The following is a 13,380-nucleotide window of genomic DNA, read 5'->3' on the forward strand; positions in this document are numbered from 1 at the left end:
GCCCGCTGAACCCGTGTCGTGCGGGCACGTTACCTGCTAGCGGGAGTCCATAGCGCGGAGAGCGCCTCGGTCTTCCGGCCAGGGCACCCGCGGGACTTCAAGCTATGTCGCATCCCGACTCTCCCTCAGCCCTCCTCGATCATCGCGCCATCGTTCCCGGTCATCGGGCGATGCAGGCGGCCTATCTCTGGATCATCGCGACGTTGACCGCAGCGGCGGGTGTCACAGGGCTTGTTTACCTTGAGGCCGACCGTAACGGCCGCGAGGCGGGCCGGATGATCGTCGCCGCGCAGAATGGCAGCAGCTACGCCGCGATCCTCGTCCACGGCATGGCCCAGCGTCACGGCCGTCCGACCCCTTAACCGTCCGGCAACCACGTTCGCGATTAAACTCTCCTCATGAGGAACGGTCGCTTCGGCTTGGTCTAAGCTGAGGCCTCCGGCCGCTCGTGAGTGTGGAGTATCGGCGGTGCGTACGAGGCGCGTTCGAGGCCTGGGGATCGGCCCCCGCTGGATCGTCTCGGCCGTGGTGCCGTGGATGCTAGCCAGCGGCCTGCTGGTTTCCTTCACCGCCACCGCGGGCACCGATGCCACGCTTCGGCCCGCCCAGCTCTCGGATCGGGATGTTACGACGACTGGCGCGCTCGTGGCGTCCACCGCCTGGAGCCCGGACGTCATCGATGCGGGTCTCGTGGCGCCCGGCGCCTCCCATGAATCCGAGCCCGGAGAAGACGGCTTCCCCGCGCTCGCCGACTCGGATGGCGCCACCCCCGCCACGCCCCGCGCCGTCGCCCTGTCCTCGGTCACGCCCGCGCCCGCCGACGCGACCCCGATCGAGGTCGCCGCGGCGAACCTCGCCCTATCCGGCTTCTCAGCTCGTCTCGATCGCGGCCCCTCCGCGCTCGATCCGCAGATGACGGCGCCGGAGGCCAAGTCCCATTATGCCGACCTGATCGATCCGAATGCGATGGACCGCGAGCAGCGCTGCCTCGCCGAAGCCGTCTACTTCGAGGCGCGCAGCGAGCCCGAGGAGGGGCAGGCCGCCGTCGCGCAGGTGATCTTGAACCGCGTCAAGAGCGGGCTCTACCCGTCCTCGGTCTGCGGCGTCGTCTACCAGAACCGCCACCGCTTCATGGGGTGCCAGTTCTCCTTCGCCTGCGAGGGCAAGGCTTTGCGCATCACCGACGCCGAATCCTGGCGCAGCGCGACCCGCGTCGCCAGCGCGGTGATCGACGGCCGCACCTATGTCAGCGAGGTCGGCGGCGCGACCCACTATCACGCCGATTACGTCCGCCCCGGCTGGTCGCGCCGGCTCAAGCGCAAGGACATGATCGGTCGGCATATTTTTTATCAGCTGAAGCCGAACCAGACCTGATGTCGCTCGGCGCTGGCGTATCCCGTCACCGCCCCTGCCTCAGAGCGTTGACGACGCCGATCACCAGCAGCTTGTTCGAATTTCGGTCGGACGCGAACAAGCTGAGCGTTTCCCTGGTCCCGGCATCCTCCGTCAGAGTCCGCCGGTAAGCCGAGACCGCGTAGCGGCCGCTGCGCTCCGGCCTTCGGCTGTGGCGGGCGGCTACGGTGCCGCCGCCCATCGCGCCGGTCGATCCGAAGCCGTGGTTCCATCTACCATTGAAGCGGTGCCCGTCGGCGAGGGGCGGCACCACGACGGAGGTGCCGCCACCGATGGTCAGACCATCCTTGGTGCGAGAGAACGCCCCGCCTCAGTGGCCGCGTCGCGTCACGTCACGACGCTCGGCTCCGCCCGGCCGGTGATCGCCTCGATATCAGCCAGTTCCCGCGCCACCGCGACGACGGGTCCGAGCACATCGGCCACCGGCAGCTCAAGCCGGTCGGGGGCGGCTTCGTAGCGCTCGATATAGACGCGCAGGGTCGCCCCGGCGGTGCCGGTGCCCGAGAGGCGGTAGACGATGCGCGCATCCTCCGCGAAGGTGACACGAACGCCCTGCGCCTCCGTCACCGAGCCGTCGACCAGATCGACGTAGCGGAAATCGTCCGCCGCCTTCACGGTCAGGCCGCCGATCCGGGTGCCCGGCAGCGAGCCGATCTTGGCGCGAAGCCCGTCCATCAGACGGTTGGCGGCGCCGGAATCGATCTCTTCGTAGTCGTGGCGGGTGTAGTAGTCGCGGCCGAACTCGGCCCAGTGCGCCTGCACCAGCTCCTGCGCCGGCTTACCGGTCGCGGCCAGGATGTTGAGCCAGAGCAGCACCGCCCATAGCCCGTCCTTCTCGCGCACGTGGTTCGAGCCGGTGCCGGCGCTCTCCTCGCCGCATAAGGTGATGCGGCCGGCATCCAGCAGGTTGCCGAAGAACTTCCAGCCGGTCGGCGTCTCGAACGCTTCGATCTTGAGCGCGGCGGCAACGCGGTCGACGGCGCGGCTCGTCGGCATCGAGCGGGCGACGCCCGCGAGGCCCGCGGCATAGCCCGGTGCGCGGTGGGCGTGTGCGGCCAGGATGGCGAGGCTGTCGCTCGGCGTCACGAACAGGCCAGGTGCCACGATCATGTTGCGATCGCCGTCACCGTCGGAGGCCGCCCCGAAATCCGGCGCGTCCGGCCCGTGCATCAGCTCGAACAGTTCGTGGGCGTGGACCGGGTTCGGATCGGGATGGTGCCCGCCGAAATCAGGCTTGGGCTCACCGTTGACGACCGTGCCCGGCGCCGCGCCCAGCGCCCCTTCCAGGATCGCCTTGGCGTAGGGGCCGGTCACCGCCGAGAGCGCGTCGAAGCGCATCCGGAAGCCCGAAGCGAACATCTTCGACAAAGCGTCGAAGTCGAACAGCGTGCGCATCAACTCGGCGTAGTCGGCGACCGGATCGATCACCTCCACCCTCATTCCGTCGATTTCGCTGGTACCGATCCGGCCGAGGTCGAGATCGGGCGCGTCGGAGATGCGGTAATCGCCGATCGCCTTGGTGCGGGCGAAGATCGCTTCGGTGACGCTTTCCGGCGCCGGGCCGCCGTTGCTGCCGTTGAACTTGATGCCGAAATCGCCCTCCGGCCCGCCGGGATTGTGGCTCGCCGAAAGGACGATACCGCCAACCGCGCCGTGCTTGCGGATGACGCAGGAGGCGGCCGGGGTCGAAAGCAGGCCGTTCTGCCCCACCAGCACCCGCCCGAAGCCGTTGGCGGCGGCGATCTTGAGGGCGATCTGGACGACCTGTTCGTTGAAGAAGCGCCCGTCGCCGCCGATCACCAGGGTCGCGCCCTTCCGGTCGGGGATGCAGTCGATGATCGCCTGGACGAAGTTCTGGACGTAGTGCGGCTGCCGGAAGACGGGCACCTTCTTGCGTAGGCCCGAGGTGCCGGGCTTCTGGTCCGGATAGGGGCTGGTGGGAACCCGCTTCGACGCCATGGTTCGCTCGATTCTCGTGGAAGACACACTGCGCACGTCGTAGCGCGGTTTGCCGGTTCGTATAGGGTTGCGGTGCCGATTTCAGTATCGGCGGACGCGGCGATCAGCCGTCGGAGCCGAGGCGGACCTTTACCACGGCCGGATTTTCCCGCAGGCGGTCGGCGATGGCCGCGACGCTCGTCTGCGAGAGCCGGACGAAGGCGATCGTCACCTCCTCCAACCCCTCCTCCGCGCCGGGGCGCACCACGAACTGTCGCACCCGTGAGGCCCGCTCGCCGGTGGCGTCCTGCAGCGTGTCGATCGAGAGGCTGCCGGCTTTCACCGTGAGTTGGAGCGTGTGGGTGCGCATCCGGTCGCGCCAGCTTTCCTCGATCGGCTTCACGCCGGCGAGGATGCCGACGACGAGGATCGTCGCCGCGATGCCCGCCACGTAGAGGCCGCCGCCGACCGCGAGGCCGATCGCTGCCACTGCCCACAGGCTCGCGGCGGTGGTCAGCCCCTTCACCACCTCGCCGCGCAGGAGGATCGTGCCCGCGCCGAGAAAGCCGATGCCGGAGACGACCTGCGCGGCGATGCGCGAGGGGTCGAGGGTCACGTTCTTCTGTCCGAGCACGTCGGAGAAGCCGAAGGCCGAGACGATCATGAAGAGGCAGGCGCCGACGCAGACCAGCATGTGCGTGCGCAGGCCCGCAGCCCAGAGCAGCCGCTCCCGCTCGAAGCCGATCACGCTGCCCATGGCGCCTGCGAGCACGAGGCGCGCCACCATCTCTGCGTTGCCGAGCATCGCTCCTCCCGATTCAGGCGTGCCACGGAGATTGCGCCCGGTGCTCTCGTCACGCAACGCGAGCCCCTGCCTTGACGCCCCGCCGGGCGCGGGTCCAATGCGGCGCGCATTCCAGAACCGTCAGCCGCTCGTGGGCCGTCGATGCCGCCGCTTCTCGCCCTCCCCTTCCCGGCCATCGATCCGGTCGCGGTCTCGATCGGACCGGTCGAGATCAAGTGGTACGCCCTGTCCTACATCGCGGGGCTCGTCGGCGGATGGTTCTATGCGCGCCGGCTGGTCGCGGCGGATTCGCTCTGGGGCGTGGTCAAGCGCCCGACGCTCGCCGACATCGACGACCTGATCGTCTGGGTCGCGCTCGGCGTCGTGCTCGGCGGGCGGATCGGCTACGTGCTGTTCTACAACCTGCCGCTCTATCTCGATCAACCGATGGAGATCCTGGCGATCCGCAACGGCGGCATGTCGTTCCACGGTGGGTTCCTCGGGGCGATCCTGGCGCTGCTGCTCTTTGCGCGGTCACGCGGCCTCAACGGCTACACCATGCTCGACATCGCCGCGGTGGTAGTGCCGGTGGGCCTGTTCTTCGGGCGCATCGCCAACTTCGTGAACGGCGAATTGTGGGGCCGGGCCGCGCCGGATTTCCCCTACGCCGTCGTCTTCCCCACCGGGGGCGACGTGCCGCGCTACCCGAGCCAGCTCTTCGAGGCCGCCACGGAAGGCTTGCTGCTGTTCGTGGTCATGGCGCTCGCCGTGCGCCGCTTCGGCTTCCGCAAGCCGGGGCTGCTCGGCGGCATCTTCGTCCTCGGCTACGCGCTGGCGCGGACCTTCTGTGAGTTCTTCCGCGAGCCGGACCGGCAGCTCGGCTTTCTGTTCGGGCAGGACGTCAACGCCCTCGGCGGCGGCGTGACGATGGGGATGCTGCTCTGCGTGCCGATGGCGCTGGTCGGGCTCGTCTACATCGTCCTCGCCGCCCGCGGGGTGACGCGGCCCCGGAAGAGCGGGCCGGAGATCCAGGCCGAAGCGGGACAGATCTGAGCGTGAGCCCCGAGGCGACGCCGCTGCTGGCGATCCTGGCGCGGGAGATCCGCGCGAGCGGGCCGCTCGGCCTCGACCGTTACATGGCGCTCTGCCTCGGGCATCCGCTTCACGGCTACTACGCCACGCGCGATCCCTTCGGCCGGGGCGGCGATTTCGTCACCGCGCCGGAGATCAGCCAGATGTTCGGCGAGCTGGTCGGCGCCTGGGCCGCGGCGGTGCTGGCGATGATGCCGGCGACGGGCGTGCGTCCCTGCCTCGTCGAACTTGGGCCCGGTCGCGGCACGCTGATGGCCGACGCGTTGCGGGCCCTGCGCGCGGCCGGCAGCGACTTCGAACTGCACCTCGTGGAGACCAGCCCGGTCTTGCGCCGGCTCCAGGCGGAACGGCTCGCCGACGCCGCGCCGACCTTCCACGACTCGGTGGCGAGCCTGCCCGACGCGCCGCTCCTCGTCATCGCCAACGAGTTCTTCGACGCTCTTCCCGCCCGTCAGTTCGTCCGGACGGAGCTTGGATGGTGCGAGCGCCGCGTCGGCCTCACGCCGGACGGCGACGCCCTGGCCTTCGGCCTCGACCCGGAGCCCGATCCGCGTCTCACCGCGGAAGCGACGGCGGGCGCGGTGCTGACCCTGCCGAGCCAGGGGCTCGCCGTGATGCGCGATCTCGCCCGCCGTCTCGTCGCGCGGGGCGGCGCCCTCCTCGCGATCGATTACGGACACGACCGGCCCGGCTTCGGCGACACGTTCCAGGCGGTGGCCGGCCACCGCTTCGCCGACCCGCTCGTCCGGCCCGGCGAGGCCGACCTGACGCTGCACGTCGATTTCGGCGCGCTGGCCCGCGCGGCGGCCGCGGAAGGCGCCGCCCTGCACGGCCCCGTGACGCAGCGCGATTTCCTGCTGGGGCTCGGCCTCGCGATGCGCGCCGAGCGGCTGAAGGCGCGCGCGACGCCGGATCAGGCGCAGGCGGTCGACGCCGCCGTCCTCCGCCTGACCGACCCGGACCCGCGCGGCATGGGCGCCCTGTTCAAGGTGCTGTGCGCCAGCCACCCCGCGCTCGGACCGCTTCCGGCGCTCCCACCCCGTCCTGAACCCTCCTGCCTGAGCCCTCCTGAAAGAGCCTGCGAGACCATGTTCATCGAAGCGCCCGAGCTCAGCTCGCACTCTTACATTCGGCACGCTTTCTTCACCCGGCAGGGCGGCGTCTCGGAAGGGCTCTACGCCTCGCTGAATGGCGGGATCGGCTCGAACGACGATCCGGCACGGGTCGCTGAGAACCGGGCGCGGATGTGTGCGCAACTCGGGCTCCCGTGCGAGAACCTTGCCAGCCTCTACCAAGTGCATTCGGCCGAGGTCGTGACCGTCGAAGCGCCCTTCCCTCTGGCCGAGCGTCCGAAGGCGGACGCCATGGTCACGCGGGTGCCCGGCCTCGCGCTCGGCATCGCCACGGCCGATTGCGGTCCGATCCTGTTCGCCGATCCGGAGAATCGCGTCGTCGGCGCGGCCCATGCCGGCTGGAAGGGCGCGCTCGGCGGTGTCGTCGAGGCGACGGTCGCAGCCATGGAAGCGCTCGGCGCCGAACGCCGCAGCATCGTCGCCGTCCTCGGGCCGACGATCGCCCAAGCCTCCTACGAGGTCGGCCTGGACTTCATGGAGCGCTTCCGGGCCGAGGTGCCCGATTGCGAGACGTTCTTCGAGGAAGGGCGGCCGGGCCACGCGCAGTTCGATCTACCGGGCTTCATACTCGAGCGGTTGGCCCAGGCCGGTATCGGCGAGGCGACCGCGCTCGGCTTGTGCACCTATGCCGATCCCGAGCGGTTCTACAGTTTTCGTCGCACCACGCACCGTAACGAACCAGATTACGGGCGCCTCATCTCGGCGATCGCCTTGACGCCATGAGGGTTTTCCTCGGGATCTCACAAAAGTCGTTGCATCCGTGCAACGCTGGTTGTGCAGGTGCCTACGTTCGGGCTTTTGTGCGCGGAAGCACTCGCATCCCGCACTGCATCTATCGTAAGCCTTTTCCCGTCGCGGAACGCCGTGGTTGCATCCCTGCGACAATCTGTCCGGAAGCGTAGCCAAAAAAAGCTCGGCCGTATGTGAACCTTGGCCGTTCGGCAGCGTTTCCCGAATGGAACGACGGCGGACGAAGACCACCGCCACAAAGGGGCCGCCTTCGAGACGGTCGGCGTGGTCAAGCCGCAACAGCATCTTCCGAGATGCTGGCATAGATACGGGGCACCGTGCCGCCTCGCTTCTTCGGAAGCATCGGTACAGTCAGAGAGGACCAGAGTAATGAAATCCTTCCTTCGCGCCGGCACGGCCATCGCCGGCATCGCCTTCGCCGGTTCGGCGCTCGCCGCCGACCTCCCGCGCCGCGCGGCTCCGCCGCCGGTGTTCCAGCCGGTGCCGGTGTTCACCTGGACGGGCTTCTACGCCGGTTTCAACGCCGGTTACGGCTTCGGCACCCAGGACGACCGCGTCCCGACCGTGATCGGCGTCGGCCCGGCCTCCCTGCTCGTGCCCCCGGGCACCACCGCCGTGGTCGCCTTCAGCAACCGCGAGTCCAACGAAGGCTTCGTCGGCGGCGGTCAGATCGGCTACAACTACCAGTTCACCCCGGGCTCCGGTGTCGTGATCGGTGTCGAGGCCGACGCCCAGTACGCCGATTTCGGCCGTGACCGGAACCGCTTCCTCTCGACCAGCCCGCTGGCCGCCCAGCAGGTGTTCAATCCGGGTGGTCTGTCCGGCCTCGACTTCTTCGGCACCGTCCGCGGTCGCCTCGGCTACGCCTTCGACCGCACCCTCGTGTACGGCACCGGCGGCTTCGCCTACGGCTCCGGCGGCGGTCGTGAGTTCGGCACCGGCGTGTCGAGCAACGACTTCCAGACCGGCTGGGCCGCCGGTGGTGGTATCGAGTACGCTCTCCCGACCGACTCGTTCCTGAACTTCTTCAAGTCGTCGGCCGTGACGCTGAAGGTCGAAGGTCTGTACGTGAACCTCGACCGCGGCACCGGCGGCCGTGGCGCCTTCGCGACCGACAACCAGGGCCGCACGGTCTCCATTGGCAGCCCGGGCACCGTGCTCGTCAGCGGTGGCCAGCAGGTCCGCGACACCGAGTTCGCCGTCGTCCGCGCCGGCCTGAACTACAAGTTCGGCTCGTACTAGGACCCGGATCTCCGGCGGTCCCTCACCGGAGCGCCGGACCTCCTGTGAAAAAGCCCGGCTTCGCGCCGGGCTTTTTTTATGGCCGTTCGGCGCACCGTTGCGGATGCCGGTCGGCCGTCCGCGCGCGGGTAATCGACGCGAGACCCCTGACAAAAGCTCGGCTGGTCCCCATCTCCTAGAGCGCATTCGGACGAAGTGGTCACCGGTTCGTCGAACGAATGCGCGTCGAAACGAAGACCTAGAGACGACGGCCTGATGCGATCAGGTCGGATACGGCTCTAGCCGCCGCGCGGTCACGATGCCGTCGGCGCCTCAGGGAGACGGCTCCATGAACAGCGAAGAACGCGACATCATCAACGGCATCTTCCAGCGGCTCGAACAGGCGTCCGGACAGGCCCGCGACGCCGATGCGGAGCGCTTCATCGCCGAGAAGCTTCGCAACCAGCCTTACGCGCCCTACGCCATGGCGCAGCTCATCTACGTGCAGGAAGAGGCGATCAAGAGCCTCAACCAGCAGCTCGAACAGGCCCGCGAGCAGGCTCAGTCTCAGCCGGCCGGCGGCGGTGGGTTCCTGTCGAGCATCTTCGGCGGCGGACAGCGTTCCGAGCCGCAGCGTCCCGGCGGACAGGCTTGGGGTCAGCAGGGCGGCTACGGCCAGCAAGGTGGGTATGGTGGTCCGCAGGGCGGTCCGCAGCAGGGCTATGGTGGCGCTCCGCAGGGCGGACCCTGGGGCGGCCAGCCTCAGCAGCCCGCACGCGGCGGCGGCTTCTTGGCCACGGCCCTGCCGATGGCGGCGGGCGCAGCGGGCGGCATGCTGCTCGGCAGCGCGCTCTCCAATGCCTTTGCCGGCGGCCACTCTCAGCTCGGCAGCGCCTCGGCGGCGGGCTTGACCGGCGGTGAGACGGGCGGCGGCATGTTCGGTGGCGGCGGCGGCGATCAGGATCTCGGGTCGGCGCTCGGCGGCAGCGATGGCGGCTTCCAGGACGCTTCGTTCGGCAGCGGTGGCGGCGATGATTTCGGCGGCGACCTCGGCGATGGCGGCGACGACGACTGGGCCTGATCTCGCCCGCACGTCCTGAATGTTTGCAAAGCCCGGCGCCGTTCCCACGGCGCCGGGCTTCTGCTTTTGTAAGTTGACGTCAGATGACCTCGACGCGGGTGCCGACCGGCGTGCGCTCGTAGAGGTCGATCACGTCCTCGTTCATCATGCGGATGCAGCCCGAGGACACGTTCTGCCCGATCGTGTGCGGCTCGTTGGTGCCGTGGATGCGGTAGAGCGAGGTGCCGAGATACATCGCGCGCGCACCGAGCGGGTTTTCCGGGCCGCCCACCATGTGCCGCGGAAGGTCGGGGCGGCGCCGCAGCATCTCGGCCGGCGGCGTCCAATCCGGCCATTCCCGCTTGGCCGAGATCGTCTTCGCCCCGGTCCAGACGAAGCCCGGCCGCCCGACGCCGATGCCGTAGCGGATCGCCTGCCCGGCCGGCTGGATCAGGTAGAGATACTTCGCATTCGTATCGATCACGATCTGTCCGGCCCGTCCCGGCCCGTCATAGGCGACGACCTGCCGGGCAAAGCGCGGATCGACCGCCCGCGCGATCATACCTTCCTCGGGTGCCGGCCCCGTCGGCAGCGCCGCGAACCGGGCGCGCGGCTGAGCGACCGCCACCGGGCGCGGCTCGCCGAGAGCGCCGTAGCCGTCGACGGCGGGGCGCCGGGCCGGGCCGCGCCCGTCCCCCGTCATCAGGAACTCGATGAAGCCGCCGCCGTAGCGGCCCGGCTCCGCCTGCGCCACCGCGCTCGAACCCATCAGCGCCAGCGCCGCCAGCGCCACGCCCCACTTCGCCCGCATCCCCGACTCCCGCCCTGCCCACGTGATGCGGCAAGTCTTTTCCGGGTTGTGCCTGCGGGCGATGAACGGACGTGGTGAATCATCCGCTCCAGGGCTTGCGCCCCCGCTAAGTCCAAGTCGTCGTCAACGAGCCGTAAATGCCGCCGTTCCCCTGAAAACTTTCAGCAAATCGAAACGACTGCACGGGATTGTGTCAGGCAAGTTTTTACCTCGAAGGCCTGTCCGACCGATGATCACCAAGCGCTACCGCATCGAGGAAAGCCTGGGCTTGCCCGTTCCGGCGGCCGGTATCTCTGCGGCTCCGGCGGAGTCAGCTCCGAATCCGCGGCTCGACGAAATCCTGACGGCGATCAACGACCTGCGTCGCATCACGCAGGCCAGTGCCGGCGAGACCATCGAAGCCTGCCGCCGCGAGCTCGGCGAAGCGTTCGCCATGCGCCACGAACTCGAGGTGATGAAGGAAGCGATCACCCGCACCAAGGGCGAGATCGCGAGCCTTCACCGCTCCGAGACCACGGGCAAGGGCATGCGCCGCGTCGCCGGCGAACTCGATGCGGTGGTCGAATCGACCGAGCAAGCCACCTCGACGATCCTCGGCAGCATCGAACGGATCGAAACCAACGCCAACATGATGCGCGGCTTGCGTCTGACCAAGGCGGCGCAGGAGAATGTCGACGGCATCCTCGACAACGTCATCTCGGCCTATGAGGCCTGCAACTTCCAGGATCTCACCGGTCAGCGCATCAGCAAGATCGTCAACGTGCTGAAATTCGTCGAGGAGCATCTCGACCGCGTCATTGAGGCCTGGAGCGGGCTCGAAGGCTTCCGCGACCTGCTCGCGGTCGAGACGGCCGCGGTCGACGAGAACGACGAGAGCTCGCTCCTCAACGGGCCGAAGCTTCAGGACGATCCCGGCCACGTCGATCAGTCGGACATCGACGCCCTGTTCGACTGACGCTCCGCGTCGCAGGGCGATCGCGCGAAGCGATTGTCCTGGCTCAGGCCGCCGCGGCCCTTTCAACCGGAATCGCCGCGGCTTACATCGGGGCCATGAGCCGCGCGACCCGATCCGCCTTCGACGACGTCCCGCCCGACGGGTTCGACGAGGACGAGACCGAGGCTGCCTCCCTCGACGAGGCGCCCGAGATCGACTTCGATTTCGAGCCCGGTGCCGTCCAGGCGGGCACTGAGATCATCCGCCGGTTCTGGTCGACCCTGCCGAACTCGCCGGGCGTGTACCGGATGTTCGACGCCAAGGGCGACGTGCTCTACGTCGGCAAGGCCAAGAACCTAAAGGCCCGCGTCGGCTCCTACGCCCGCGGCCAGGCGCATTCCAACCGTATCGCCCGCATGATCGCCCAGACGGCGGCGATGGAGTTCGTCACCACGGCGACCGAGACGGAAGCGCTGCTGCTGGAAGCCAACCTCATCAAGCAGTTGAAGCCGCGCTTCAACGTGCTGATGCGCGACGACAAGTCGTTCCCCTACATCCTGCTGACCAGCGACGGGCCGGCGCCGCAGATCGTCAAGCATCGCGGCGCGCGCCGCCGCAAGGGCAACTACTACGGCCCCTTCGCCAATGTCTGGGCGGTCAACCGCACGGTGAACGCGCTCCAGCGCGCCTTCCTGATGCGGACCTGCTCGGACAGCTATTACGAGAACCGCACCCGGCCCTGCCTGCTCTACCAAATCAAGCGCTGCTCCGGCCCCTGCACCGGCGAGATCGCCCTCGAGGACTATAGCGCGCTCGCCGACAGCGCCCGCGCTTTCCTCTCGGGCAAGTCGAACGCAGTGAAGGACCGGATGCGCGAGGAGATGCAGCGCGCCTCCGAGGCGCTCGAATTCGAGCGTGCCGCGCGCTTCCGCGACCGTATCGCCGCGCTCTCGGCGATCCAGGGCGTGCAGGGGGTGAACACCCAAGGGGTCGAGGAGGCCGACGTGTTCGCCATCGACGAGCAGGCGGGCCAGTTCTGCATCGAGGTGTTCTTCTTCCGCAACTTCCAGAACTGGGGCAATCGCGCCTACTTCCCGAAGGCCGATCGCTCCATGAGCGCGGACGAGGTGCTGGCCTCGTTCATCTCGCAGTTCTACGACGACAAGCCCGCCCCGAAACTCGTCCTCGTCAGCCACACGATCGAGGATGCCGAACTCGTGGCCGCTGCCCTGTCGAGCCGGGTCGAGCACCGCGTCGAGGTTCACCAGCCGCAGCGGGGCGAGCGCAAGAACCTCGTCGATTACGCGCAGCGCAACGCCAAGGAGGCGCTCGGACGCCGGCTCGCCGACACCGCCTCGCAGGGCAAGTTGCTGACGGCTTTGGGCCAAGCCTTCGGCCTCGACAAGCCGCCGCGCCGCGTCGAGGTCTACGACAACTCGCACATTTCCGGCACGGCCGCGGTTGGCGGCATGATCGTCGCCGGACCGACCGGCTTCATGAAGACGCATTACCGCACCTTCAACATCAAGTCGGAGGAGCTGAGCCCCGGCGACGATTTCGGGATGATGCGTGAGGTGCTGACCCGCCGTTTCAAGCGGCTGGCCAAGGAGGCGCCGCGCACGCCGCGGGAGGGCGAGGCCGGCGAACCGCAGACTGCGGACCAGGCCGTTCCGGCGGTGGCCGAAGTGCAAGACGATCCCGACGCTTTCCCCGCCTGGCCCGACCTCGTTCTGATCGACGGCGGCGCCGGACAGCTGGAGGCCGCCCGCGCCTCGCTCGCCGAGATCGGCGTGACCGGCGTGCCGCTGGTCGGCATCGCCAAGGGCCGTGACCGCGATGCCGGCCGCGAGACGTTCTTCGTGCCCGGCCGCAGCCCGTTCAAGTTGCCGCCGCGCGATCCCGTGCTCTATTTCGTGCAGCGCCTGCGCGACGAGGCCCACCGTTTCGCCATCGGCACCCACCGGGCCCGGCGCAAGCGCGAGATGACGAAAAACCCGCTCGACGAGATTGCCGGGATCGGCCCCACTCGCAAGCGCGCGCTGCTGCACCATTTCGGCACGGTGAAAGCCATCGAACGCGCCGCCTTGGAGGATCTCGCCAAGGCGCCGGGCGTAAACGCCGCCACCGCGCGGGCGGTCTACGACTTCTTCCATGCCAATGCTTGAGCCGAGCCCCGTGCCGAGAGAGCCCGTACCCGATGCAGCGACGCCGCGGTTGACGCCCCCCGCCGCCCGTGATTTCACC

At 68.8% G+C, this 13,380-nt stretch carries 12 protein-coding genes and 1 pseudogene; 9 read left to right on the plus strand and 4 right to left on the minus strand.

All coding sequences use genetic code 11. From position 1 onward, the window contains the following. Positions 1-104: 104 nt before the first annotated feature. Together M2437_RS18925 and M2437_RS18930 are read left to right on the plus strand one after the other, a co-directional pair. A complete protein-coding gene (locus M2437_RS18925) occupies positions 105-362 on the plus strand; it encodes a hypothetical protein (RefSeq protein WP_012254230.1) in 258 nt (85 codons plus the stop codon). 106 nt (positions 363-468) lie between these two features. Continuing rightward, positions 469-1,374 (plus strand): cell wall hydrolase, encoded by a 906-nt coding sequence (locus M2437_RS18930; protein WP_253388360.1) that lies wholly within the window; start codon positions 469-471, stop codon positions 1,372-1,374. Positions 1,375-1,399: 25 nt separating this feature from the next. On the opposite strand, the gene M2437_RS18935 is transcribed toward M2437_RS18930, so the two are convergent. The 3 genes from M2437_RS18935 to M2437_RS18945 form a co-directional block, all read right to left on the minus strand. Continuing rightward, positions 1,400-1,666, minus strand: coding sequence for a hypothetical protein (locus M2437_RS18935; protein WP_253388361.1), 267 nt, complete (start codon positions 1,664-1,666; stop codon positions 1,400-1,402). 74 nt (positions 1,667-1,740) lie between these two features. Further along, positions 1,741-3,372: an alpha-D-glucose phosphate-specific phosphoglucomutase gene (locus tag M2437_RS18940; RefSeq protein WP_253388362.1), complete on the minus strand. Its 1,632-nt coding sequence runs from the start codon at positions 3,370-3,372 to the stop codon at positions 1,741-1,743. A 103-nt stretch (positions 3,373-3,475) separates the two neighbouring features. Next, complete coding sequence (locus tag M2437_RS18945) at positions 3,476-4,156, minus strand: MgtC/SapB family protein (protein WP_056118459.1); 681 nt, start codon at positions 4,154-4,156, stop codon at positions 3,476-3,478. Positions 4,157-4,297: 141 nt separating this feature from the next. Between M2437_RS18945 and lgt the strand changes: the two genes are divergently transcribed. The 5 genes and pseudogenes from lgt to M2437_RS18970 all read left to right on the plus strand — a co-directional run bounded on the left by lgt (position 4,298) and on the right by M2437_RS18970 (position 9,412). Next, entirely contained in the window at positions 4,298-5,188 is an 891-nt protein-coding gene (lgt, locus tag M2437_RS18950) for a prolipoprotein diacylglyceryl transferase (protein ID WP_253388363.1), read from the plus strand. Positions 5,189-5,190: 2 nt separating this feature from the next. Beyond that, positions 5,191-6,267, plus strand: a pseudogene (locus M2437_RS18955) (class I SAM-dependent methyltransferase); the annotation flags it as partial. A gap of 48 nt (positions 6,268-6,315) precedes the next feature. Next, complete coding sequence (gene pgeF, locus M2437_RS18960) at positions 6,316-7,083, plus strand: peptidoglycan editing factor PgeF (protein WP_085857365.1); 768 nt, start codon at positions 6,316-6,318, stop codon at positions 7,081-7,083. Positions 7,084-7,479: 396 nt separating this feature from the next. Next, positions 7,480-8,352: an outer membrane protein gene (locus M2437_RS18965; RefSeq protein ID WP_003605905.1), complete on the plus strand. Its 873-nt coding sequence runs from the start codon at positions 7,480-7,482 to the stop codon at positions 8,350-8,352. 328 nt (positions 8,353-8,680) lie between these two features. Beyond that, positions 8,681-9,412, plus strand: coding sequence for a DUF2076 domain-containing protein (locus tag M2437_RS18970; protein ID WP_082291682.1), 732 nt, complete (start codon positions 8,681-8,683; stop codon positions 9,410-9,412). A 79-nt stretch (positions 9,413-9,491) separates the two neighbouring features. Here the strand turns inward: M2437_RS18970 and M2437_RS18975 are convergent, their stop codons facing one another. After that, positions 9,492-10,202 carry a L,D-transpeptidase gene (locus tag M2437_RS18975; RefSeq protein ID WP_253388364.1) on the minus strand — a complete coding sequence of 237 codons (711 nt, stop codon included), beginning with the start codon at positions 10,200-10,202 and terminating at the stop codon, positions 9,492-9,494. A gap of 229 nt (positions 10,203-10,431) precedes the next feature. Between M2437_RS18975 and M2437_RS18980 the strand changes: the two genes are divergently transcribed. After that, positions 10,432-11,157 (plus strand): protein phosphatase CheZ, encoded by a 726-nt coding sequence (locus M2437_RS18980; protein WP_003600613.1) that lies wholly within the window; start codon positions 10,432-10,434, stop codon positions 11,155-11,157. Positions 11,158-11,252: 95 nt separating this feature from the next. Next, a complete protein-coding gene (uvrC, locus tag M2437_RS18985) occupies positions 11,253-13,301 on the plus strand; it encodes an excinuclease ABC subunit UvrC (RefSeq protein ID WP_012254220.1) in 2,049 nt (682 codons plus the stop codon). Positions 13,302-13,380: the final 79 nt, after the last annotated feature.

It is taken from the genome of Methylorubrum pseudosasae, from assembly GCF_029504475.1.
GTDB lineage: Bacteria > Pseudomonadota > Alphaproteobacteria > Rhizobiales > Beijerinckiaceae > Methylobacterium > Methylobacterium extorquens.

Excerpts from the sequence above, each read along its gene's own strand:
- M2437_RS18925 (WP_012254230.1), top strand. The coding sequence starts at position 105 with ATGTCGCATCCCGACTCTCCCTCAGCCCTCCTCGATCATCGCGCCATC.
- M2437_RS18940 (WP_253388362.1), bottom strand. The coding sequence starts at position 3,372 with ATGGCGTCGAAGCGGGTTCCCACCAGCCCCTATCCGGACCAGAAGCCC.
- M2437_RS18945 (WP_056118459.1), bottom strand. The coding sequence starts at position 4,156 with ATGCTCGGCAACGCAGAGATGGTGGCGCGCCTCGTGCTCGCAGGCGCC.
- lgt (WP_253388363.1), top strand. The coding sequence starts at position 4,298 with ATGCCGCCGCTTCTCGCCCTCCCCTTCCCGGCCATCGATCCGGTCGCG.
- pgeF (WP_085857365.1), top strand. The coding sequence starts at position 6,316 with ATGTTCATCGAAGCGCCCGAGCTCAGCTCGCACTCTTACATTCGGCAC.
- M2437_RS18965 (WP_003605905.1), top strand. The coding sequence starts at position 7,480 with ATGAAATCCTTCCTTCGCGCCGGCACGGCCATCGCCGGCATCGCCTTC.
- M2437_RS18970 (WP_082291682.1), top strand. The coding sequence starts at position 8,681 with ATGAACAGCGAAGAACGCGACATCATCAACGGCATCTTCCAGCGGCTC.
- M2437_RS18975 (WP_253388364.1), bottom strand. The coding sequence starts at position 10,202 with ATGCGGGCGAAGTGGGGCGTGGCGCTGGCGGCGCTGGCGCTGATGGGT.
- M2437_RS18980 (WP_003600613.1), top strand. The coding sequence starts at position 10,432 with ATGATCACCAAGCGCTACCGCATCGAGGAAAGCCTGGGCTTGCCCGTT.
- uvrC (WP_012254220.1), top strand. The coding sequence starts at position 11,253 with ATGAGCCGCGCGACCCGATCCGCCTTCGACGACGTCCCGCCCGACGGG.